Below are 22,594 nucleotides of genomic sequence, written 5' to 3' on the forward strand. Positions count from 1 at the left end.
AATACCAATGTAAATACCGACGCGAGTCAGCAGGGTAATAGCAGTAGTGCTCAAGCTGATACTGGTGGAAGTAGTAGTCAGAATACTACATCTTCCAGCGGAAATAATGGCGGTACGAACGCCGCAGATAATAGTCAGAGTGGAAACAAGCCAGCTGGCAGTGAAAATACGCCGGCAGCTAGTGGCGAAACTGGAGATAGCAGCAATACCAATGGTGCGTCGCCATCGGCTAACTCCGGTAAAGGAAACTCTGCGAAGCCAGCGAGCGGTGATGCTGCGGCAGATAATAGTCAGAGTGGAAGCAATGTAGAGGGTGAAAATGACAGCGTAGATAATTCTCCGCAGAATTCAGCCCCTGTCGCTTCTAACGGCAATGATAGTGCAGACGTACCTGCAGAAAGTGGTTCTAGTAATACCAATGTAAATACCGACGCGAGTCAGCAGGGTAATAGCAGTAGTGCTCAAGCTGATACTGGTGGAAGTAGTAGTCAGAATGAAAGTAAGCCTGAGGGAAATAACAGCGGCAGCGATAATGCACAAGCCAGTGTGGGTGAAAGTCCGGATAACCGCAATGCCAATGGCGCGTCGCCATCGGCTAACTCCGGCAATGGAAACTCAGCGAAGCCAACTAGCGGTGATGCTGCGGCAGATAATAGTCAGAGTGGAAACAAGCCAGCGGGCAACGATAGCAGCCGCGAAAATGCGCCGGTAGGTAGTGGCGAAACTGGAGATAGCAGCAATGCCAATGGCGCGTCGCCATCCGCTAACTCCGGTAATGGAAACTCTGCGAAGCCAACTGGCGGTGATGCTGCGGCAGATAATAGTCAGAGTGGAAGCAATGTAGAGGGTAAAAATGACAGCGTAGATAATTCTCCGCAGAATTCAGCCCCTGTCGCTTCTAACGGCAATGATAGTGCAGACATACCTGCAGAAAGTGGTTCTAGTAATACCAATGTAAATACCGACGCGAGTCAGCAGGGTAATAGCAGTAGTGCTCAAGCTGATACTGGTGGAAGTAGTAGTCAGAATACTACATCTTCCAGCGGAAATAATGGCGGTACGAACGCCGCAGTAAGTAGCCAAAGTGGTGACGGCGCGGGTAATCGTAATGCTGATGGTGCCTCGTCATCTGTCAATTCTGGCAATGGAAACGCGGCCGCAGATAATAGCCAGAATGGAAACAAGCCAGCCGGCAGCGATAGCAGTCGCGAAAATACGCCGGCAGCTAGTGGCGAAACTGGAGATAGCAGCAATGCCAATGGCGCCTCGCCATCCGCTAACTCCGGTAATGGAAACTCTGCGAAGCCAGCTAATGGTGATGGTGCGGCAGGCAATGGTCAGAGTGGAAGCAATGTAGAGGGTAAAAATGACAGCGTAGATAATTCTCCGCAGAATTCAGCCCCTGTCGCTTCTAACGGCAATGATAGTGCAGACGTACCTGCAGAAAGTGGTTCTAGTAATACCAATGTAAATACCGACGCGAGTCAGCAGGGTAATAGCAGTGCGCAATTGAATAATCCAATAACTAATAATGGGTTAAAGAATGGTGCCAATACTGCGGCTAGCAGCGAAAATTCCGTATCGCCAGCGGACCGGCCTGTCAGTAAGACAACTTCACAGGAAAATAACGATATATCGGTAAGTGAGCGCGATGTCGTTTGACGAATAGAGAAATAGATACGGAGCAGAGTAGCTTCGATAGTAACGCCCGAAACAATTCGAATAATGAAGTGCTGCGTCCAGATCTGGCTGTGTCGTCAGTGACTAAACCTAAGGGTAATCGTGGTGCGTTTGAGACGGGAAATAGTGAAGGTAGTGCGCGTTTTGGAAATCGCTACGACGAAATGTCTTTGCAAAGTAAGCAATATTCATCACCTACTGATGATCGCCGTGCGACTGAATCCGGTGTGAGGGGTGATTCGTCGGATAATGTTGGCGCGTTCAATACCGGCACCGCTAGTGCAAAATTGGTGGGAGAAAATGGCATATCTAACCTGGGGTTAAATTCGGAAGGAAGCGAGGTTAGCCTACATAGGGGTGACGCGAATGCTACACGTTATAGTCCTGATCCGCGTGAGCTAAACCATACGGGTAGGGCTGCTCCTTCTGTGGCGTCTCAGGGCGGTGGCGCATACTCGCAGTTAAGGGGGGCTGTGTCGGAACAAATTGTAGATGCAAAGTCTGCCGCTACATGTAAGCTTGAGCCGAGTACAAATTTGCCTTTCGATAATATTAAATTTGACGTAGATAAGGCGGTTCTTAGCGAGCTAGCGCAAGAAACTATTGAGAGTGCTGTAGCGTATTTAAAACTATGCAGCATAGAAATGATTGAGATTGGTGGTCATACCGACTCGGTTATGAGTTCAGATTACAATCACAGTTTGTCGCAAAGGCGAGCAGAGGTGGTTTTAAATTATATGGTGGAGCTCGGTTTCGATTCGGCGAAAGTCCGTGCCCACGGTTATGGTGAAGAGCAGCCAGTTGCTAGTAATGATAGTGTGGAAGATAGAGCTAAAAACCGAAGGGTCGAAATAAAGATAATATCATTTTCAGAGTAGTTGTTTAGCGGGTTTTGTTTTAGAGAAGATCTGTGGAGATGTTGTCTGGCAGAGCGTTTGACGTACTTCGTTCAGTAGGTTTCTTTTGGGTTGTTTGATTCAAAGGGGTGCTTAGTGCCCCTTTGAAGCGAGATATTAACAAATATAGAACGTAGGAATACCCGAATAGCTATTGAGCGCTGCCTTCTGAGTAGGTGGTGTCGACAAATACAAAGCTCACGCCATCACCTGCATTGGTGTCTACTGAGTCGCGAAAGCCTGAACCGGCAATAGCCGCCGTGCCATGGCCACTGCGCACGCCCGCATAAGAAAAGCTTTGGTTTAACGAGCCAATAGACTCTGAAACATCTTCCATTTCAGCTAGCATTGAGTCGCGCATGGTTGCCATGCCTACGGTTACACCTGCGACCATCATCGTGCTCATGAGTGTTAATTCTGCGGCAAGTACAAAACCACCTTGCTTTGATTTACGCTTGGTGTTTCTCATTGTTTTCATTCCTCTACATAGGCGTTTATAACATTTAAAGGCCAATGCCAGCAGGGCCTTTATAAACATTTATTGAATCGCAGTGGAATATCCTTATTAACCAACGCTGATTGATAATCTAACGAGATATCGCAACAAAAAGCACTCGTTAGATTATACGGTAGCCAATATAACTCTTTATTGCGATACGTAGCATTACGCACCTCAGAATAAAAATAAAATTAGGATTTGTTCGCAAATTGCGAATCGTTGGTTTAACGGGACACCTATTTCAATAATACTTCGCAAAATGCAAAAACATTTTTGAAAGTGGTAAGTGAAATTACGATTTAAGTGAGTGTGGTGGCGTGCATCGATCGTCTTGTAGTAGCCACCTTTATAATCGCATGATATTAACCGGCCGCAGCCTTGGTGTAGACTGCGCCGGTTGTGATGGTTACGCTATAAACGATTTATGCATTAATCTGTGGTTTGACGTTGGGATGCATAATTCGCACGGCTTGGATTTCCGTGCAGGCATTGGCTATTTCGCCGCGTAACCATCCGCCACCGTCTGGGTCTTTTAAAATGACGCCGATGCCACCAGGACTTTTGATTTTTAAAGTTTGACTATTATGTAAAAAGTCCTCTGTACAGGGTAGGCTGAGGCAGTCGAGGGCTGTTTTGCTGCTTACGGCATCGAAGTTGAAGTGGTACTCGGTCTCGCTTGGCTCGCCAACGCGCGGGCTAAGTGCTGCATCAAGTTCTAATATATTGGTGATGTTTGCTTGTAGCTCCGAACAGTGTTCGGCTGAGAGGTAAGAGAGCACTAGCTGTTTTAATAAGTCATACAGCCGGTCGGGGTTTTGTAACATGGCGGTGTATAAGCGCGCTCTATTTTCATAAACGACCATGCGATCGCTTAAGTCGATATCACTTAATTCACTTTGGTATTCAAGACACACTGCGCGCAGTAAATTGCGCAGCAGAGGCGCAGTAGTAATATTGCCTTGCAAGGCTAAGTAGCGGATCGATAGTGGGAGGAGGTGGCCGTGGGCAAATAGGATGTGCGCGGTAATTAAGAAGTAGCCTTCGATCCCTTGGTCACGCCCAAAGGTGTGGCAGGCGACCACGTATTCTCCTTTGGCTTTGCCGTAACCTGCTACTGGAATAGTTTCGATTTGGTATTCTTCGCGCTTTTCGTAAAACTCGGTGCCGGGCAGTAGTGTGTAGGCGAATATATTTAAGTTTGGAAAAGTGCGCAGCAACTGATCGAGGTTTTTTTCAAATTCAGGTAAATTGTCGCCCGGCAGGCCCCAGATAAGCTCGGCGGCGATGGGTACGCCGGCACTGGCCATTTGCTTGGCAATGGGTTCATATTTGTTCGCGCCCATATTTTTGCGATTGCTTAACTCCAGCGCCAGAGGCGTGAGTGTTTGGAGTGCAAGTTGGTAGTGTGGAAGCAAGCCATTGCGGTGTAATAGCAGTACAATTTCTTGCACCCTAGGACTGTGTTTTTTAGACCAAGAGGTGGCAAAGCTATTTGGAAGACCAGTCTCGGCTTTGAGTTCGCAAATTAGTTGGGCTTTTTCTAAGTCTTCCTTTAATGCGCCAAAATTTGAATCGGCAAGCCAGATATCTTTAATCCCCGCGTCGACGATTCGTCGCCAGTCACTGCGTACTCGCGCCATTGAGAATTGATGCATCTTGGTGCCAATTGCACCGGTACCCCATTCGCAAAATGCACATTTAAATGGACAGCCGCGGCTGGTTTCGTATGATACTGAGTCGTATAGGGGGTTGCCTTCGGCGTCGCTCAAGTCGATAACATCTAGCGCCGATGGCAGTTCGTCAAGCTGGGTGCGGCGCTCGCGCCCACCTGTTTTAATGAGTTCGTCGTTCCGTAAGAATGCTAGACCTTTGATGCTTGCCCAGCTGTTGTTCAGCGGTGCGTCGAGGATTTCTTGGAAGCTTGATTCACCTTCGCCCAAAATAATGAGGTCTATTGGATCGTCAAAAAGGTAGTCTTCAGCCTGTTGAACATGGGGCCCTCCAGCAATACATAATACGTCTGGGCAGCCTGATTTGATTGCATGGATTAAACTTAAAAATTCGGCGGCATTCCACGTGTACATGCTAAAGCCAATGATCGGTCTCTGGCCGGCGTTTAATGCTGCGTGTATCTGGGTTAAAACGGACGCTTGAGCGGTGTTTCTCCATTCGGTCACGGCCTCGCTGTCGCGAAAATGCAGCAATTCAATGTGGTAGTGTTCGGTGTTGCAACCATAGCGTTGATAATAGGCTTTTAGGCCGCCAGTCGTGGTCGGCGCGGCCCAAAATTGATCTGAGTCCATGCTAAATAAAAAAACGGGGCAGGGTGGCGGTGATTGACTCATTATTATTGGCTTCCGATAGGTGGATTAGCTGAAAACGGGCGGCTAAATACACAAAGTTTTGAGCGTTTATTTATTAAAAGAGTAGCAGTGTTTAGGTTGTGAGCCTATCGCTGAAATGTCATTTGGGCAGGGTGTTAATAGCGACATCGCAGCAGTTTTACTTTACTTTGGCTACTGCGATGATGCTGTTGCTTGGGCTAACTAACGCTGGAAGCGTTTCATTAGTTGGGGTAGCTCCGGTAAATCCAGAATTTGCCTGCGAACTAAGTCGAGGCTTAGTGCGGCTACCCAGCTTTGAAATGCCGTGCGATCGAAAGGCAGTTGAAGTTTTATGGCCTTAAGCTCTTGCGCCGTACCCCAGGCGATCCAAACGGTGCCGACTGGCTTGTCTGCGCTGCCGCCATCGGGGCCGGCAATGCCGGTAACGGCGATCGCGATATCAGCGCCTGTTGCCTTGATAGCCCCTAGTGCCATTTGGCGAACGACGTGTTCACTCACTGCGCCATCACTGGCCAAGCTTTCTTCAGAAACATTAAGCAGCTGCGCTTTGACTTGGTTAGAGTAACTAACGATACCGCCCGGATATACTTGGGAGGCGCCCGCTACGCTGGTTAGCTGAGATGCAATAAGGCCGCCGGTGCATGATTCGGCCGTGCATAATTGCAAGTTATTAGCCTTAAGCGCATTTATTGTTGCTGAAGGTAGGCTTATGGGCAGCTCCCCTAGTAGATGGTCGGCCAATAGCTCTGTGACCCTTGGCGTCCATTGCCGTAGCCTGGCCTCGGGATTACTGCCGCGAGTGGTGAGCTTTACTTCCAGTACTGGCATAGAGGCGCGAAAGCCCAGTTCAATATCGTCTGGCCAGTCGCTCAAATGGCTATTTACCATCTCCTGGATGCCTGATTCACCAAGTCCAAAAACGCCCAGCCGCAGTGTTTGGATATGGTCGGAGGGGAATAAATTATCCAAGGTCGGAATAATTTCGTTGCTCAGCATGGGCCGCAATTCACTGGGCACCCCTGGGCTTGCAAAAATAAGGCAGTTTTTGTGTTTTAGTTTGATGCCGACGGCGCTGCCGCGTTCATTTGCGATAATGTCGCAGCCTTTGGGTAGCATCGCTTGTTTATAGTTAGATGCATTGAGTGAAAAGCCTCGTGTTTTGCACCATTGCGTAAGGTGGGCGAGGGCTTGTGGGTGCTCGCAAATTTCAGTGCCGCTAACGCGCGCGAGTGCTACTGCGGTGAGATCATCAACAGTTGGCCCGAGGCCGCCGTTGATGATTAGTACATCAGCGTCATCACAGAGTTGGTTAATTTCGCTACAAAGGCGGTCTAGCTCATCGCCAACGGTAACCTTTTTATTGATTCGCCAGCCGTAATCTTTGATTTGCTCGGCAATCATGGCGGAGTTAGAGTCAATTATATCGCCAGCCATAAGTTCATTGCCGGTGAGGAGTAGGTGTAGCTTCATTCAGTTTATCCATTTTTGGCGTTGTTGAGGGCTGTCGCTAAGTTGTATATTGAACGGCGCAAGCAGCTGAGTCATGATTTACATAGTAATATCTTTGCTGGCTAAGCTCTAATATTTGTCGTTTTTGCGTCGGGAGAACGTTATGAAACTGTCATCTGGTGTTGTTTTAGCCGGCGTGATTGTCTTGGTATTGATGATTTTTGAGGTATGGCAGTACTTTGACGCAAAAGCGTATCGTGAAACGATGAATGAGCAGCTATTGCAGTTGTCTGTGCGGGTTGACGGTATCGACGAGCGCGTGCAGCTCGCCCGCCAGGAATTAAAAAAAATGGAAGAGTCTTCGTTAGGCGGTTTGATTGAAAATGCCAATGACGCATTGATCAATGGTTGGTCGGCGATGCTAGATACCGTAGAGAAGGAATTGCAGCGCGCTAAGGAGGGTTTTGATAAACAGGGGCAAAAGCAGGATCCCGGCTCCGCGCCCGCTCAGCAACCATCAAACGCTGCACCCGATAATACTGGTGCCGGTGTATTGTAAGTTCTTTTAATGGGGTTTTTATGCCTGAAATTACCCGTCCGGTTAAAGCAATTGAAGTGAATTATGTCTGTGATAAATGCAATCATGGCATGATGAAGCACAGTGGTGGCATGGATGCGTCTACTGGCTTGGTGCCTCATCGGTGTATGATTTGTAGCCACGAGCAAAATTTTAAATGGGTGTCTTATCCCAAAATTCGCTATGTTGGTATAGATGAGCACGGCGATTAAAGTTTTGCTTCGTGGCGGGAGCTGCGATGCGGTGTTAGTAACGCAATCGTGCGTCGAGTTCGTCGACTAATTCAGCCCACTCGGCATCTAAATCGATAGATTCTTTTAGTAGCTTCGCCTGTGCTGGCTTCCAAAAGCTGGCCTCGTGAATCAATAGCCCTCTGGGTAGGGGGCGGTGGCGAACAATGAATCGTTCAACTTCTTCGTCGCTGGCGGGTAAGCCGAGCTGCTGAAAAAGCGTATTCATTGTGTGTAATTCGGTTTCCATTGTGTCCTCCGTAGGTGAATAGCCGTAGCTAGTGTCCAATATAGAAGACCCCGTGCTGCCTTTCCAGTTTTTGTGTAAATCACTGCTGGTGGGCGTGTGCTAATAAAGCGTACTTTCAGGTGAGTATTTTTGCTTATTTATCATCTAAGCCCAGCTGTGGCTTTATTGTGTGCCGGAATTGGCTAGTTTGGCGGGATCTTTCAGTTGGTCGTTGAATGTGTGTGAGGGTTAAATGGGGAAGTTTGGGCTGATATTGGTTTTTGCAATTGCCTTAATAGCTTGTCAATCTCGGGAGCCGCAGGCCAGTAAAGTAGCCGGGGCTGCGACCACTAAACCTGCTAACCTTGCTGAGTCTGTGGTTTCAGTGTCGGAGCCGGTGAGTGCGCCCAAACAAGCTAAATTGGATTTGCGGCTGCCGCAAGACGCAGTCGTGATAACGGCAGAGGTATGGAATGATGGTGGTCGCGATCGTTATGGGGTTAAGGATTGGTTTGGCTCTGATCAGGGCCGCGAGGCGTCACGCTTAAAGTTAAAGTCGAAATTACTGCTTAAAGAAAATGCGATGACGGAAAAGACGGTGAGTAGCTATGCTGATAGCGTAGCTGGTGCCGAGGTGGGTTTTGAATATAAAACGCGCTGAAATCGTTTTCGTTTCAGTTAAATTTCGACAATAAAAAAGGCCGCAATAGCGGCCTTTTTTATTGCGGAGCCTAGGCTCCACGTCTTCATTTAGCGCTTGTCTAAGCTGACAAAGTCGCGTTGTACTGGGCCGGTGTACAGCTGGCGCGGACGACCGATACGGTAGCTACCGCTGATCATTTCATTCCAGTGTGCGATCCAGCCTGGGGTGCGGCCTAGGGCGAAGATAACGGTAAACATGCTAGTTGGAATGCCAATCGCTTTCAGAATAATGCCTGAATAGAAATCGACGTTTGGATAGAGTTTGCGGTCGATAAAGTATTCATCTTCTAGTGCGATTTGCTCTAGGCGCTTAGCAATTTTCAGTAACGGGTCGTTTTCTAGGCCGAGTTCAGCTAAAACTTCATCAGCAGCTAGTTTCATTACTTTGGCGCGCGGGTCAAAGTTTTTGTAAACGCGGTGACCAAAGCCCATTAGGCGGAATGGGTCGTCTTTATCTTTAGCTCTTGCGACGAACTCGTCGATGCGAGATGCATCGCCAATTTCGTTAAGCATATCCAATACTGCTTCATTGGCGCCGCCGTGAGAGGGTCCCCACAGTGCAGCAATACCGGCAGAAATACAGGCGAAAGGGTTGGCGCCAGTTGAGCCAGCGAGGCGCACAGTAGAAGTAGATGCGTTTTGCTCGTGGTCGGCGTGCAATAGGAAGATTTTATCCATTGCTTTGGCCAGTACAGGATTTACATTGCTTGGCTCACAAGGGTTGCCGAACATCATGTGCAGGAAATTTTCTGAGTAGCTCAGGTGGTTCTGCGGGTACATGAAGGGCTGGCCGATGGTGTATTTGTAGGTCATGGCCGCCAAAGTTGGCATTTTTGCAATCAAGCGAATCGCAGAGATTTCGCGGTGCTTCTCGTCAGTGATGTCTAGTGAATCGTGGTAGAACGCAGATAGTGCGCCAACGACACCACACATGATCGCCATGGGGTGGGCGTCGCGACGGAAGCCTTTGAAAAAGGTGCTCATCTGGTCGTTGACCATGGTGTGCATGCGGACTTTATTGAAGAACGCTTCTTTCTGATCGGCATTTGGGAGTTCGCCGTAAAGTAACAGGAAGCAGGTTTCTAGGTAGTCAGATTGCTCGGCGAGTTGCTCAATAGGGTAGCCGCCGTGAAGAAGAATGCCTTTATCACCGTCTATATAAGTGATTTTTGACTCGCAGGCTGCGGTAGAAACGAATCCTGGGTCATAGGTAAAGTAACCATTTCCCGTCAGGGCGCTGACTTCGATGACGTCGGGGCCGATAGTGCCGGAGTGGACTTTTAGGTCCAGCGTTTTTCCATCGATACTCAGGCTTGCTTTCTTATCGCTCATTGTGACGGGCTCCTGTAACTTTTAACTTAGCTTGTGGCGTTAACTCCCAGTGTCTAGCATTCTGCACGGTATTGCGGGAATGTAACACTAGAAGGTCCGCTTGCGCGGGAGTGACAAATATAGAGAGATGAAATGTTTTGTCAACGGTGAGAACATTTTATCGTGCAATTGCAGTGGAGGGAATTCTAAATGTCCGATCTGGAGGGGTTTTTCTAATATTAGCGAATAATTGTATTAATTTTGTGTGTTCGCGTTATGTGAGCAGCGTTTATATGGCGCCATAATGGTGCGAAATGGTGGCTTAAGCCTTTGATATTGGAGTTTTTTGCGGGCCGGCAAGGCTGTTTGCTAGGGTTTGTAATTGCGCGGCCTTGGCCCTATAATGCGCGGCGTTTCTTGTCGGGTTTGTAAAGGCCCAACCTACAGAGGCACAGTCGGACGAATAAGTCCGGAGATTGATTGATCCACTCCCTTTAAACCGCTCGAGTTTCGAGCCAGAAATTAAAAGTGTGGCAAACCGTGAACGATAAACGACCTGTAAATCTGGATATCGGGACAATCGCGCTGCCGATTACCGCATATACCTCTATTTTGCACCGCGTAAGTGGTGTGTTTCTTGTAGCTGGCGTCGCCCTGCTATTTTGGTTGCTTGGTACCAGTCTTGATGGTCCAGAGGGCTTTGAGCAGGCTAAGGCATGCTTGGCTTCATTCTGGGGTAAGTTGAGTCTATGGGCCGTGTTAATCGGTTTGAGCTATCACTCTGCTGCCGGTGTAAAGCACTTGGTAATGGACGCCGGTATCGGTGAGTCTATGGAAGGCGGTGAAACTGGCGCGAAATTAGTGCTGGCTGTCACAGCGGTGTTGGTTGTACTTGCGGGGTTGTGGATATGGTAAATTCAGTAACGAATTTGGGTCGCAACGGCTTAGCAGATTGGCTGGTGCAACGTGTCAGTGGTGTTGTGCTGCTGGCTTATATGTTAGTAGTTGGTTTTTATCTGCTTTGTAGTGGTTCAGATTTAAGCTACGAGCAGTGGAGTGGCTATTTCGATAGCACTTTTATGCGTGTGTTTAGTACCGCAGCAGTTTTGTCCATTGTGTCTCATGCATGGATTGGTTTGTGGTCGGTATCGACCGACTATTTAACAGAGCGACTAATGGGTGGCCGAGCGACGGTTTTACGCTTGGCATTTCAGGCAGCTTCGGCTGTTGTGTTGTTCACCTACCTCGTTTGGGGCATCCAGATTCTTTGGAGTTAAGCAATGGCTAATATTCGTACAATTTCTTTTGATGGTGTGATTGTTGGTGGTGGCGGTGCGGGTATGCGCGCGGCACTGCAGTTGGCGCAGTCAGGCTATAAGACAGCAGTAATCTCTAAAGTATTCCCCACGCGTTCACACACGGTGTCTGCTCAGGGTGGTATTACTTGTGCAATTGCCAGCTCGGATCCACAGGATCAGTGGCAGTGGCATATGTATGACACAGTTAAAGGTTCTGATTACATTGGTGATCAAGAAGCGATTGAATATATGTGTCAGGTTGGTCCAGAAGCGGTTTACGAACTGGATCACATGGGTATGCCTTTCTCTCGCACCGAAGAAGGCCGTATTTATCAGCGTCCTTTTGGTGGTCAGTCTAAGAATTTTGGTGAGGGCGGTCAGGCTGCTCGTACCTGTGCTGCTGCCGACCGTACTGGTCACGCGCTGTTGCACACCCTTTATCAGGGCAATCTGAAAAACAATACTGTGTTTTTCAATGAGTGGTACGCCACTGACTTGGTGAAGAACGAAGACGGCGAAGTTGTCGGCGTTATCGCTATTTGTATTGAAACTGGTGAAGTAGTTTACGTTAAGTCTAAGGCTACCGTATTTGCTACCGGCGGTGCTGGCCGTATTTACGCCTCTACTACCAATGCCCACATCAACACTGGCGACGGCGTTGGCATGGCGTTGCGCGCTGGTTTCCCAGTGCAAGACATCGAAATGTGGCAGTTCCACCCCACCGGTATTGCCGGCGCGGGTGTACTTGTTACTGAAGGCTGTCGCGGTGAGGGTGGTTACCTCGTCAATAAAGACGGCGAACGTTTCATGGAGCGTTACGCACCAAACGCCAAAGATTTGGCTGGTCGCGACGTTGTTGCCCGCTCTATGACCTTAGAAATTCTTGAGGGTCGCGGTTGCGGTCCCAATGGCGATCACGTTTACCTGAAGTTAGATCACCTTGGTGAAGAGGTTCTTGAGAGCCGTTTGCCCGGTATTTGCGAGTTGTCACGTACATTCGCTCACGCCGATCCAGTAAAAGAGCCAGTGCCAGTTGTCCCTACTTGCCACTACATGATGGGTGGTATTCCCACCAATGTTAACGGTCAGGCATTGACTGTTGATGCAGATGGCAACGACACCGTTATTCCTGGTTTGTTTGCCTGTGGTGAAGTGGCTTGTGTATCGGTTCACGGTGCTAACCGCTTGGGTGGTAACTCACTGCTGGATCTCGTGGTGTTTGGCCGCTCTGCCGGCTTGTATATCGAGAAGAGCCTGCGTGAAGGCGTTGAAATGCGCGATGCTTCAGAGGCCGATATCGACCGCGCAATGAGCCGTTTGAACAAAATCAACAACACTACCGGTGGCGAAAGTGTTTCGGCACTGCGTACAGAATTGCAGACGATCATGCAGAATCATTTCGGCGTTTTCCGTCGCGGTGACTTTATGCAAGAAGGTATCAAAAAGTTGGCCGAGCTGCGGGTTCGTATCGATAACGCGCACTTGGAAGATAAGAGCAATGCCTACAATACAGCGCGTATTGAAGCCCTTGAACTTCATAATTTGTTTGAAGTGGCAGAGGCTACGGCGATTGCTGCTGAAGCGCGTACTGAGAGCCGCGGCGCTCACGCTCGTGAAGACTTCACTGATCGCGATGACGAAAACTGGTTGTGCCACTCTGTCTACTTCCCCAATGAAAAACGGGTAGGTAAGCGGGCGGTTAACTTCACGCCGAAAACTCGTGAAGCGTTTGCACCAAAAATTCGTACGTACTGATTCAGGGGAAAACGAACATGTTGAAAGTCAGTCTCTATCGTTACAATCCTGAAGTTGATCAGGAACCGTACATGCAAGAAGTGGAACTGGATACCGGTGGCAAAGACCTCATGGTATTGGATGTTCTTGAACTGTTAAAAGGCAGTGATCCGTCGCTGGCTTACCGCCGCTCGTGCCGTGAAGGTGTGTGTGGTTCCGATGGTATGAATATCAACGGCAAAAACGGTTTGGCCTGCGTTACGCCAATTTCCGAAGCTCTGAAAAACGGCAAAGGCGGCAATAAGCTGGTTTTGCGTCCGCTGCCGGGCCTGCCTGTTATTCGCGACCTCGTTATCGACATGAGTCTTTTCTACAAGCAATATGAAAAGATTAAACCTTTCTTGCTGAATGATACGCCAGCGCCAGCCATTGAGCGTCTGCAGTCACCTGAAGAACGCGCTAAGCTAGACGGCCTGTACGAGTGCATCCTGTGCGCGTGCTGCTCAACAGCTTGCCCATCTTTTTGGTGGAATCCGGATCGCTTTATTGGCCCAAGCGGCTTGCTGCAGGCTTACCGCTTTTTGGCGGACAGCCGTGATACCGCAACAGAAGAGCGCTTAAGTGATCTAGATGATCCATTTAGTGTGTTCCGTTGCCATGGTATTCAGAACTGTGTGAACGTCTGTCCTAAGGGCTTGAACCCAACAAAGGCAATCGGTCATATTCGGAATATGTTGCTAAGCAGAGCAACCTAAGTATTCCCCCAGCTTCGGCTGGGCTATAAAACTCTGCGGAAAGTTAGTCCTCGGGCGCTGTTTACGAACAGCGCCAGAAAAAATACAACTCGGTGCTTACCGGCACTTTACGAGCTAAAAAGCGTATTAAGAGGGAAGAGACGTTCCCTGTGGTGCGAGTCGGTTCTGCGGCGTACACTGAATGCCGCTGGGCTACACAGGATGAGAAAGGCCTTATCGGGCAATTCATCATTCGGACTGCCACTTCCCTTGTTACTAGGTGGACAGGAATGCAGAAAAATTCGATGGAGCTACTGTGGAAAAGCTCCCATATATCAGGCGGAAATGCGACTTACGTAGAAGAGTTGTATGAGGCCTTCCTCACTGATCCAAACGCCGTTTCTGACGAATGGCGCAGCTATTTTCAACAATTACCCCGCGTTAGTGAAAACACAACTCACGATATTCCCCACTCGCCAATCCGCGAACATTTTGCGCAACTCGCAAAATCCCCTGTTCGCGTCAATAGTGCGGCCAATACCGAAGTCAGTGATCACGAGCGCAAGCAGGTCAGAGTCATCCAGCTGGTTAGCGCCTACCGTCAGCGCGGTCATCAGGAAGCGCAATTAGACCCGCTGGGCTTATGGCAGCGCAGTCGCGTGCCAGATCTTGAATTGCAATATCACCAATTAAGCGAAGCCGATTTTGATACCGTGTTTCAAACCGGTAGTCTTTACATAGGTAAAGACCAAGCGACTTTGCGCGAAATATATGACGCCTTGCGGGCCACCTATTGCCGTTCTGTTGGTCCAGAGTTCATGCATATTGTAGACACGCGCGAGCGCACGTGGATTCAGCAGCGCATGGAAAGCGTCCGCTCGCAGCCCCAATATGGTTTGGAAACTCGCACTCATCTACTCGAGCGTTTAACCGCTGCGGAGGGCTTGGAAAAGTCGCTGGGCTCTAAATACCCAGGCACTAAGCGCTTTGGTTTGGAAGGCGGCGAAAGCTTGATTCCTATGATGGACGCGATGATTCAGCGCGCCGGCGCCTATGGCGCTAAAGAGATGGTTATTGGTATGGCCCATCGTGGCCGCCTTAACCTCTTAGTAAATATCTTAGGTAAAAACCCTGCAGAACTATTTGACGAATTTGAAGGCAAGGTTAAATACCAGGGCTCTGCCGACGTTAAATACCACCAAGGCTTTTCGTCGAATGTGATGACCCCAGGTGGTGAGGTGCATTTGGCGCTAGCCTTTAACCCATCCCACTTGGAAATTGTCTCGCCAGTGGTAGAGGGGTCGGTGCGAGCGCGTCAAGACCGCCGTAAAGATCCTATCGGCGATAAAGTGGTGCCCATTGTATTGCACGGTGATGCGGCTTTTGCCGGTCAGGGTGTGGTGATGGAAACCTTTCAGATGTCGCAAACCCGTGCTTATAAAACTGGCGGCACGGTACACATTGTTATTAATAACCAGGTTGGTTTTACCACCAGTCTGCAAGAAGATGCGCGTTCTACGGAATACTGCACTGATGTGGCAAAAATGGTGCAGGCGCCAATCTTCCATGTGAACGCCGATGATCCTGAAGCGGTGTTGTTTGTTAGTCAAATGGCTGCTGACTATCGTCAAGAGTTTAAGAAAGATGTTGTTGTCGATCTGATTTGCTATCGCCGTCGTGGTCATAACGAAGCGGATGAGCCATCCGGCACGCAGCCCTTGATGTACAGCAAAATTAACAAGCAGAAAACCACGCGCGAACTGTACGTGAATAAATTGCTTGAAGAGGGCGCTATCGATCAGGCTCTTGCAGATAAAATGGCTGATGATTACCGCCAGGCGCTAGACAACGGTGAACACGTTGCTAAGAGCTTGGTGTTGCAGCCTAACTCGGAGCTGTTTGTTGATTGGACTCCTTACCTTGGTCACGCTTGGGATGTCGCTGGCGACACCACAATTGATGGCAAGGTTTTAAAAGAGGTTTCCGAGGCGGTTAACTCTGTTCCCGAAGGTGTTGTTGTTCAGCGCCAAGTGGCCAAGATATACGAAGACCGTCGTAAAATGGCTGCGGGCGCGATGCCGATAAACTGGGGTTTTGCCGAAATAATGGCCTATGGCTCGCTGCTGAAGCAGGGCCATAAGGTGCGCTTGACCGGTCAGGATGTTGGTCGTGGCACTTTCTCTCACCGTCATGCGGTACTGCACAGTCAGAGCGATGGCCGTCGTTATGTTCCTTTACAGAACATGAGTGAAGATCAGCCAAGCTTTGATATTTTTGACTCCTTATTGTCAGAAGAAGCGGTACTTGCCTTTGAGTACGGTTATTCCACAACGCAGCCTGATTCCCTGGTTATTTGGGAAGCGCAGTTTGGTGACTTCGCCAACGGTGCTCAAGTTGTGGTTGACCAGTTTATTAGTAGTGGCGAGCTGAAGTGGGGCCGTTTGTGCGGTTTGACGATGCTGCTGCCACATGGCTATGAAGGCCAGGGCCCAGAGCATTCGTCGGCGCGTTTGGAGCGTTTCCTGCAGTTGTGTGCAGAACACAATATTCAAGTATGTATACCATCGACGCCTGCGCAGGTTTTCCATATGTTGCGCCGGCAGGCGATTCGCCCGCTGCGACGTCCGTTGGTGGTGATGTCGCCGAAGAGTTTGCTCCGTCATAAAGAGGCGGTATCGACACTTGAGGAATTGACCACCGGTCATTTCCAAAATGTGATTGATGAAACCGATGACATTGATAAGTCTAAGGTCACGCGCATGATCCTGTGCAGCGGTAAGGTCTATTACGATCTGCGCGCTGCTCGTCGTGAGCACGGTAAAGACTCGATTGCTATTGTACGTTTAGAGCAGGTTTATCCCTTCCCGTACGATGATTTACGCAATGCGATTGCCCAGTACCCCAATCTTAAGAAAGTGGTTTGGTGTCAGGAAGAGCCTCGCAATCAGGGGGCCTGGTATAACAGCCGGCACCGTATGGCGCGGGTTATTCGTAGCTTTAAGCCTGAGAAAAATCTGCTGTTGGGTTATGTGGGTCGTGAACCTTCTGCATCGCCAGCCGCGGGTTATATGGCGTTACACTTGGCACAGCAAGAGAAATTTATCACGCAGGCCCTTAAGCTTTAAGGGCTGTAACCTTATACAGACTGTCTCGTACAGCGATATTAATTGACAGGAATAATGATGAGCATTGAAATAAAAGCGCCGACCTTTCCAGAATCCGTCGCCGATGGTTCTATCGCAACATGGCACAAGCAAGTGGGCGAGGCGGTCAAGCGCGACGAGCCGCTGGTAGACATCGAAACCGACAAAGTAGTGCTTGAAGTTGTCGCACCCGCTGACGGCGTATTAAAAGAAATTATAAAGCCCGAAGGCGATATCGTATTAAGCGATGAAGTGGTGGCGGTTTTTGAAGAGGGCGCTGCTGCTGAGCCCAGTGCTGCACCGGCCAAAGCTGAAGCTGAGCCGGCAGCTGCTAGCCAGGATCTTAAAGTTAGCCCCGCGGCGCGTAAAATGCTCGAAGAAAAAGGCATTGACGCAAGTGCAGTGACTGGCACTGGGAAAGGTGGCGTAATCACCAAAGAAGACGTTGCCAACTTTAAACCCGCCGCGCCCGCCGCAGCTCCTGTAGCTAAGCCTGCCGCAGCAGCTGTCGTTGATGTGCCTGCTGGCGAACGTATTGAAAAACGCGTACCGATGACGCGTTTGCGTAAGCGTATTGCCGAGCGCCTATTGGAAGCGACTCACACTACCGCCATGCTGACGACCTTTAACGAGGTTAATATGAAGCCAGTTATGGATTTGCGCAGTCAGTACAAGGACTTGTTCGAAAAATCCCATAACGGTACGCGCCTCGGCTTTATGGGCTTCTTTGTTAAAGCGGCCTGCGAGGCGTTGAAACGCTTCCCAGAGGTCAACGCATCGATTGATGGTGATGACGTTGTTTACCATGGCTATCAAGACGTTGGTGTCGCTGTGTCTACCGAGAAAGGCTTAGTAGTTCCAGTGTTGCGCGACGCCGAAAACATGAGCATGGCGAGAATCGAAGAGAAAATCCGTGAATACGGTTTACGCGCCAAAGACGGCAAACTCAGCATGGAAGACATGACTGGCGGTACCTTTACGATCACCAACGGTGGCGTGTTTGGTTCGCTATTGTCTACACCCATTTTGAACCCGCCGCAAACTGCTATTTTAGGTATGCACAAAATCCAAGATCGCCCGATGGCGGTAAATGGCGAAGTCGTTATTTTGCCAATGATGTACTTGGCGCTTTCCTATGATCACCGCTTGGTAGATGGTAAAGACGCAGTGAAGTTCTTGGTGGCGATTAAAGATCTGATCGAAGATCCGGCGCGGATTTTACTCGAAATTTAAAAAGCTTAGTAAGTCGTGGTGTATGTCTTGAGAATAGAGATGTATGTGCCAGCTAAGGCGGATTAGCTACCTGAGTAGCTCGTCTGCCTCGTATCTCTTGAAGTCCTTAAAGCTTGTTTGCAATCCTTAAGTACCGGCTAAAGAACAGGAAGTGACAATGTCAAAGTTTGATGTAGTAGTAATTGGTTCCGGCCCAGCGGGTTACGTAGCGGCTATTCGAGCGGCCCAGCTAGGTTTGACAACGGCCTGCGTAGAAAAAGCTCGCAATAAATCCGATAAGTTGGCATTGGGTGGTACCTGCTTAAATGTAGGTTGTATTCCCTCCAAGGCGCTGTTGGACAGCAGCTATAAATACCATGAAGCAAAAGATAATTTTGCAGTTCACGGTATTGCTACTGGTGACGTAAGCATTGACGTGCCGGCGATGATCAAGCGTAAAGACGCGGTCGTAGCGCAAATGATTGGCGGTATCGGCGGCCTGTTTCAAGCCAACGGTGTAACCGCGATAGAGGGCACGGGCAAGGTTCTTGCTGGTAAAAAGGTTGAAGTTACTGCTGCCGATGGTAGTGTTTCGGTGCTTGAAGCCGCTAATATCATTATTGCCGCTGGTTCGGTGCCGGTGGCGATTCCACCTGCGCCTGTTGATCAGGATATCATTGTTGATTCCACCGGTGCGCTTGAATTCCAGAGTGTGCCGGGCAAGCTTGGCGTGATTGGCGCTGGTGTTATCGGCCTAGAATTAGGTAGTGTTTGGTCGCGCTTAGGTAGTGAAGTAGTCGTTCTCGAGGCCTTAGATACCTTCCTACCTGCGGTCGATGGTCAGATTGCAAAAGAAGCCGCTAAAGTATTTAAGAAGCAGGGCCTTGATATTCGTTTGGGTGCGCGGGTTACCGGCACTAAAACCAGTAAAGGTAAGGTAGAGGTTAATTACACTTACAAAGACGAAGAGAAATCAGAAACCTTTGATAAGTTGATTGTTTGCGTCGGCCGCAAGCCTTTAAGCAGTGGCTTGTTAGCGGCTGATTGCGGAGTCAACCTCGATGAGCGCGGTTTCATCTTCGTTAATGATTATTGCGAAACCGATGCGGCAGGTATTTACGCAGTGGGCGATATAGTTCGCGGCCCAATGCTAGCTCATAAAGGTTCCGAGGAAGGCGTGATGGTAGCCGAGCGTATTGCTGGGCACAAAATTGCGATGAATTACGACTGTATTCCTTCCGTTATTTACACTCACCCTGAAATTGCGGGTGTTGGTAAGACCGAGGAACAGCTTAAAGCCGACGGTATTCCCTATAAAGTGGGCACTTTCCCGTTTGCAGCTATTGGTCGTGCCGTTGCCGCGGATGATGCAACCGGCATGGTGAAAATGATTGCTCATGAAGAAACCGACCGTATTTTGGGTTGCCATATCATTGGTGCCAGCGCCGCTGATTTGGTGCAACAGATTGTTATCGCTATGGAATTTGGCTCGTCAGCAGAAGATATTGGCCTGACCGTATTTGGTCATCCAACTCTTTCTGAGGCTGTTCATGAAGCTGCTTTGGCAGTAAATGGTCAGGCTATACACATGCCAAATCGCAAGAAGCGTAAATAGATTTGCGGTAGTGCGCGAAATTCGGGAAAATACGCATCCCGAATTCGCGTTGTTACTGCAATGTGCAGAGGGAGCGGGCCAAGTCACTGACAGGATCTAACTCGCTTAACACTTCCACAGACCGAGATGGTAATTCCAACATGAACCTTCACGAGTACCAGGGCAAACAGTTGTTTGCCGAATACGGGCTACCTGTTTCTACAGGTTATGCCTGTGATACCCCGGAAGAAGCTGCAGCAGCAGCTGATAAAATTGGCGGTGATAAATGGGTTGTTAAAGCCCAGGTTCACGCCGGTGGCCGTGGCAAAGCTGGCGGCGTTAAGCTGGTTAGCAGCAAAGAAGAGATCGCGGCATTTGCTGAAAAGTGGCTGGGTAAAAACCTGGTAACTTACCAGACCGATGAGCACGGTCAGCCAGTGTCTAAAATCCTGGTTGAATCTTGCACCGATATCGATCAAGAATTGTACTTGGGTGCAGTTGTAGACCGTTCATCACGTCGTATCGTTTTCATGGCATCTACCGAAGGTGGTGTTGAAATCGAGAAAGTTGCAGAAGAGACTCCAGAGAAGATTCTTAAAGCAATCATCGACCCAATGACTGGCGCACAGCCATACCAGGGCCGCGAGCTGGCTTTCCAGTTGGGTTTAAACCCAACTCAGGTTAAGCAGTTTGTTAAGATTTTCTTGGGCTTGGCACAATTGTTCCAAGACAAAGATTTGGCCTTGATGGAAATCAACCCGCTGGTTATTACTAGCGAAGGCAATCTGCACTGCTTGGATGCCAAATTGGTTGTTGATGCTAACGCGATGTACCGTCACCCTGAACTGAAGGCAATGCATGATCCTTCACAGGAAGACGAGCGCGAAGCGCGCGCGGCAGAATGGGATCTTAACTACGTTGCTCTAACCGGTAACATCGGTTGCATGGTAAACGGCGCAGGTCTGGCCATGGGTACTATGGATATCGTTTCTCTACACGGTGGTTTCCCTGCTAACTTCCTTGACGTTGGTGGTGGTGCAACTAAAGAGCGTGTTACTGAAGCCTTCAAAATCATCCTCGAAGACACCAATGTTAAAGCGGTATTGGTTAACATCTTCGGTGGTATCGTACGCTGTGACCTGATTGCCGAAGGTATTATCGGTGCAGTTAAAGAAGTCGGCGTTACCGTACCGGTTGTGGTTCGCTTAGAAGGTAATAATGCAGAGCTAGGTTCTAAACTGCTGTCTGATTCTGGCCTCGATATCATCGCGGCAACCAGTCTAACTGACGCGGCTGAGCAAGCTGTTAAAGCAGCAGGGGGCAAATAATGTCTATTCTTATCGACAAAAACACCAAGGTAATCTGTCAAGGTTTTACCGGCGGTCAGGGTACCTTCCACTCTGAGCAAGCAATTGCTTATGGTACGCAGATGGTTGGCGGTGTAACGCCAGGTAAAGGCGGCACTGAGCACCTTGGTCTTCCAGTATTTAATACTGTTAAAGAAGCTGTTGACGCAACTGGCGCAGACGCATCAGTTATTTATGTACCGGCAGCGTTCTGTAAGGATTCTATCCTTGAAGCAGCTACTTCTGGTATTAAGCTGATCGTATGTATCACTGAGCACATCCCAGTAATGGATATGCTTGAGTGTAAAGTTAAGTGTGACGAGATGGGCGTTCGCCTAATCGGACCTAACTGCCCAGGTGTTATTACCCCAGGCGAATGCAAGATCGGCATTATGCCTGGTCACATTCATTTGCCAGGTAAAGTCGGCATCGTGTCACGTTCAGGTACCCTGACCTACGAAGCGGTTAAACAGACTACTGACTACGGTTTTGGTCAGTCTACCTGTGTTGGTATCGGTGGTGATCCGATCCCAGGCTCTAACTTCATCGACATTCTCGCTTTGTTCGAGAAAGATCCAGCGACCGAAGCGATTGTTATGATCGGTGAGATCGGCGGTTCTGCTGAAGAGGAAGCGGCTGCTTATATCAAAGCAAACGTAACTAAGCCTGTTGTATCTTACATTGCTGGTGTAACTGCACCTGCTGGTAAGCGTATGGGTCATGCTGGCGCAATCATCTCTGGCGGTAAAGGTACTGCTGATGAGAAATTTGCTGCCCTGCAAGACGCAGGCGTTAAAACAGTTCGCTCATTGGCGGACATCGGCAAAGCACTGAAAGAAATTACCGGCTGGTAAGATCGACATGCTTTGTTAGAAAAGGCGGCTTCGGCCGCCTTTTTGCGTTCTGTTGATTCACTTTTGGAGATGTTTCTTGTGCGGAGAAATGCTTCTTGCTTGAAGGTGTGAATCATGATTCACTTGTTGGTGTTGAAGGTTGGAAAATAGCATGGCATATCGGGAGACAGATTTAGTCAGGCAGCGCAAAGTAGCGCAAAAATCCGGTTTATTGCACACCGCAGAAGCTTTGGTGCGGGAGGGTGGCTTTGGGGCCCTCACTATTCAAGCTGTAGCCGAAGGCGCCGGAGTTGGTGTAGGCACGGTTTACCGCTATTTCAGTGGTAAGGACGAGCTTGCGACCGAAGTGTTTAAGCGCGCGACAAGTCGCGAAGTCAGTGCCGTTCGTGAGGCGTTGAATGGTAGTGGCGGTCCCGCTGCCTGTTTGGCTGCGGCGGCAGAGGTGTTTGCGGTGCGCGCGTTTGCTGCACCGAAACTAGCGTGGGCGCTCATAGCTGAACCGGTCGACCCGGCGGTAGATATAGCTAGATTACAGTACCGAAAAACCTATACCGCGCTGTTCGAAACAGTGGTTCAGAGTGGAATAGTAAGTGGCGAGTTTGCTCCACAGAGTGCGGCGCTTTCGGCCGCGGCCTTGGTTGGCGCAATGGCAGAAAGCTTACTAGGGCCTCTTGATAGCCCAGCATGCGATGCGGATACGATTGCCGCGCTACGATTATTTTGTCTGCGTGCCGTTGGTGCGCGATGTTGATTTTATAGAG

Annotated in this window: 20 protein-coding genes; 15 read left to right on the forward strand and 5 right to left on the reverse strand. The window is 49.3% G+C overall.

Going from position 1 to position 22,594, the window contains the following annotated elements:
• Both AB4876_RS17695 and AB4876_RS17700 read left to right on the forward strand, forming a co-directional pair.
• Positions 1-1,662 (forward strand): YadA family autotransporter adhesin (locus AB4876_RS17695; RefSeq protein ID WP_368383063.1); only part of this gene is annotated, 1,662 nt, incomplete at its 5' end.
• Positions 1,659-2,558: an OmpA family protein gene (locus tag AB4876_RS17700; RefSeq protein WP_368383064.1), complete on the forward strand. Its 900-nt coding sequence runs from the start codon at positions 1,659-1,661 to the stop codon at positions 2,556-2,558. The genes AB4876_RS17695 and AB4876_RS17700, both read left to right, overlap by 4 nt.
• A 169-nt stretch (positions 2,559-2,727) precedes the next feature.
• Here the strand turns inward: AB4876_RS17700 and AB4876_RS17705 are convergent, their stop codons facing one another.
• The 3 genes from AB4876_RS17705 to AB4876_RS17715 form a co-directional block, all read right to left on the reverse strand.
• Positions 2,728-3,045 (reverse strand): hypothetical protein, encoded by a 318-nt coding sequence (locus AB4876_RS17705; RefSeq protein ID WP_368383065.1) that lies wholly within the window; start codon positions 3,043-3,045, stop codon positions 2,728-2,730.
• A 452-nt stretch (positions 3,046-3,497) separates the two neighbouring features.
• The gene (locus AB4876_RS17710) at positions 3,498-5,420 is read right to left on the reverse strand and encodes a B12-binding domain-containing radical SAM protein (protein WP_368383066.1); all 1,923 of its coding nucleotides are present in this window, start codon (positions 5,418-5,420) and stop codon (positions 3,498-3,500) included.
• 201 nt (positions 5,421-5,621) lie between these two features.
• Entirely contained in the window at positions 5,622-6,890 is a 1,269-nt protein-coding gene (locus tag AB4876_RS17715) for a CinA family nicotinamide mononucleotide deamidase-related protein (RefSeq protein ID WP_368383067.1), read from the reverse strand.
• Positions 6,891-7,032: 142 nt separating this feature from the next.
• Between AB4876_RS17715 and AB4876_RS17720 the strand changes: the two genes are divergently transcribed.
• Complete coding sequence (locus AB4876_RS17720) at positions 7,033-7,428, forward strand: hypothetical protein (protein WP_368383068.1); 396 nt, start codon at positions 7,033-7,035, stop codon at positions 7,426-7,428.
• Positions 7,429-7,448: 20 nt separating this feature from the next.
• Positions 7,449-7,658 carry a type II citrate synthase gene (locus AB4876_RS17725; protein WP_368383069.1) on the forward strand — a complete coding sequence of 70 codons (210 nt, stop codon included), beginning with the start codon at positions 7,449-7,451 and terminating at the stop codon, positions 7,656-7,658.
• A 34-nt stretch (positions 7,659-7,692) separates the two neighbouring features.
• On the opposite strand, the gene AB4876_RS17730 is transcribed toward AB4876_RS17725, so the two are convergent.
• A complete protein-coding gene (locus AB4876_RS17730; protein WP_301027364.1) occupies positions 7,693-7,926 on the reverse strand; it encodes a DUF2789 domain-containing protein in 234 nt (77 codons plus the stop codon).
• A 232-nt stretch (positions 7,927-8,158) separates the two neighbouring features.
• Between AB4876_RS17730 and AB4876_RS17735 the strand changes: the two genes are divergently transcribed.
• Positions 8,159-8,566: a hypothetical protein gene (locus AB4876_RS17735; RefSeq protein ID WP_368383070.1), complete on the forward strand. Its 408-nt coding sequence runs from the start codon at positions 8,159-8,161 to the stop codon at positions 8,564-8,566.
• 89 nt (positions 8,567-8,655) lie between these two features.
• On the opposite strand, the gene gltA is transcribed toward AB4876_RS17735, so the two are convergent.
• Complete coding sequence (gltA, locus tag AB4876_RS17740) at positions 8,656-9,939, reverse strand: citrate synthase (RefSeq protein WP_368383071.1); 1,284 nt, start codon at positions 9,937-9,939, stop codon at positions 8,656-8,658.
• A gap of 519 nt (positions 9,940-10,458) precedes the next feature.
• Here gltA and sdhC point away from each other — a divergent pair.
• The 10 genes from sdhC to AB4876_RS17790 all read left to right on the forward strand — a co-directional run bounded on the left by sdhC (position 10,459) and on the right by AB4876_RS17790 (position 22,584).
• On the forward strand, positions 10,459-10,833 hold the full coding sequence (gene sdhC / locus AB4876_RS17745) for a succinate dehydrogenase, cytochrome b556 subunit (RefSeq protein ID WP_368383072.1): 375 nt from the start codon (positions 10,459-10,461) through the stop codon (positions 10,831-10,833).
• Positions 10,827-11,195 (forward strand): succinate dehydrogenase, hydrophobic membrane anchor protein, encoded by a 369-nt coding sequence (sdhD, locus tag AB4876_RS17750; RefSeq protein WP_008249933.1) that lies wholly within the window; start codon positions 10,827-10,829, stop codon positions 11,193-11,195. Before sdhC ends, sdhD begins: the two co-directional genes overlap by 7 nt.
• A 3-nt stretch (positions 11,196-11,198) precedes the next feature.
• Positions 11,199-12,971, forward strand: a complete 1,773-nt coding sequence (gene sdhA / locus AB4876_RS17755; protein ID WP_368383073.1) for a succinate dehydrogenase flavoprotein subunit — start codon at positions 11,199-11,201, stop codon at positions 12,969-12,971.
• Positions 12,972-12,988: 17 nt separating this feature from the next.
• Complete coding sequence (locus tag AB4876_RS17760) at positions 12,989-13,705, forward strand: succinate dehydrogenase iron-sulfur subunit (RefSeq protein ID WP_008249937.1); 717 nt, start codon at positions 12,989-12,991, stop codon at positions 13,703-13,705.
• A gap of 269 nt (positions 13,706-13,974) precedes the next feature.
• On the forward strand, positions 13,975-16,809 hold the full coding sequence (locus AB4876_RS17765) for a 2-oxoglutarate dehydrogenase E1 component (RefSeq protein WP_368383074.1): 2,835 nt from the start codon (positions 13,975-13,977) through the stop codon (positions 16,807-16,809).
• 57 nt (positions 16,810-16,866) lie between these two features.
• Entirely contained in the window at positions 16,867-18,060 is a 1,194-nt protein-coding gene (gene odhB / locus AB4876_RS17770; protein ID WP_368383075.1) for a 2-oxoglutarate dehydrogenase complex dihydrolipoyllysine-residue succinyltransferase, read from the forward strand.
• 157 nt (positions 18,061-18,217) lie between these two features.
• Positions 18,218-19,654 carry a dihydrolipoyl dehydrogenase gene (gene lpdA, locus AB4876_RS17775; protein WP_368383076.1) on the forward strand — a complete coding sequence of 479 codons (1,437 nt, stop codon included), beginning with the start codon at positions 18,218-18,220 and terminating at the stop codon, positions 19,652-19,654.
• Between the two features lie 140 nt (positions 19,655-19,794).
• On the forward strand, positions 19,795-20,961 hold the full coding sequence (gene sucC, locus AB4876_RS17780) for an ADP-forming succinate--CoA ligase subunit beta (RefSeq protein ID WP_008249944.1): 1,167 nt from the start codon (positions 19,795-19,797) through the stop codon (positions 20,959-20,961).
• On the forward strand, positions 20,961-21,833 hold the full coding sequence (sucD, locus tag AB4876_RS17785; RefSeq protein WP_368383077.1) for a succinate--CoA ligase subunit alpha: 873 nt from the start codon (positions 20,961-20,963) through the stop codon (positions 21,831-21,833). Before sucC ends, sucD begins: the two co-directional genes overlap by 1 nt.
• Positions 21,834-21,984: 151 nt before the next feature.
• Positions 21,985-22,584 carry a TetR/AcrR family transcriptional regulator gene (locus tag AB4876_RS17790; RefSeq protein WP_368383078.1) on the forward strand — a complete coding sequence of 200 codons (600 nt, stop codon included), beginning with the start codon at positions 21,985-21,987 and terminating at the stop codon, positions 22,582-22,584.
• Positions 22,585-22,594 lie beyond the last annotated feature (10 nt).

This window comes from Zhongshania guokunii (assembly GCF_040892635.1).
Lineage (GTDB): Bacteria > Pseudomonadota > Gammaproteobacteria > Pseudomonadales > Spongiibacteraceae > Spongiibacter > Spongiibacter guokunii.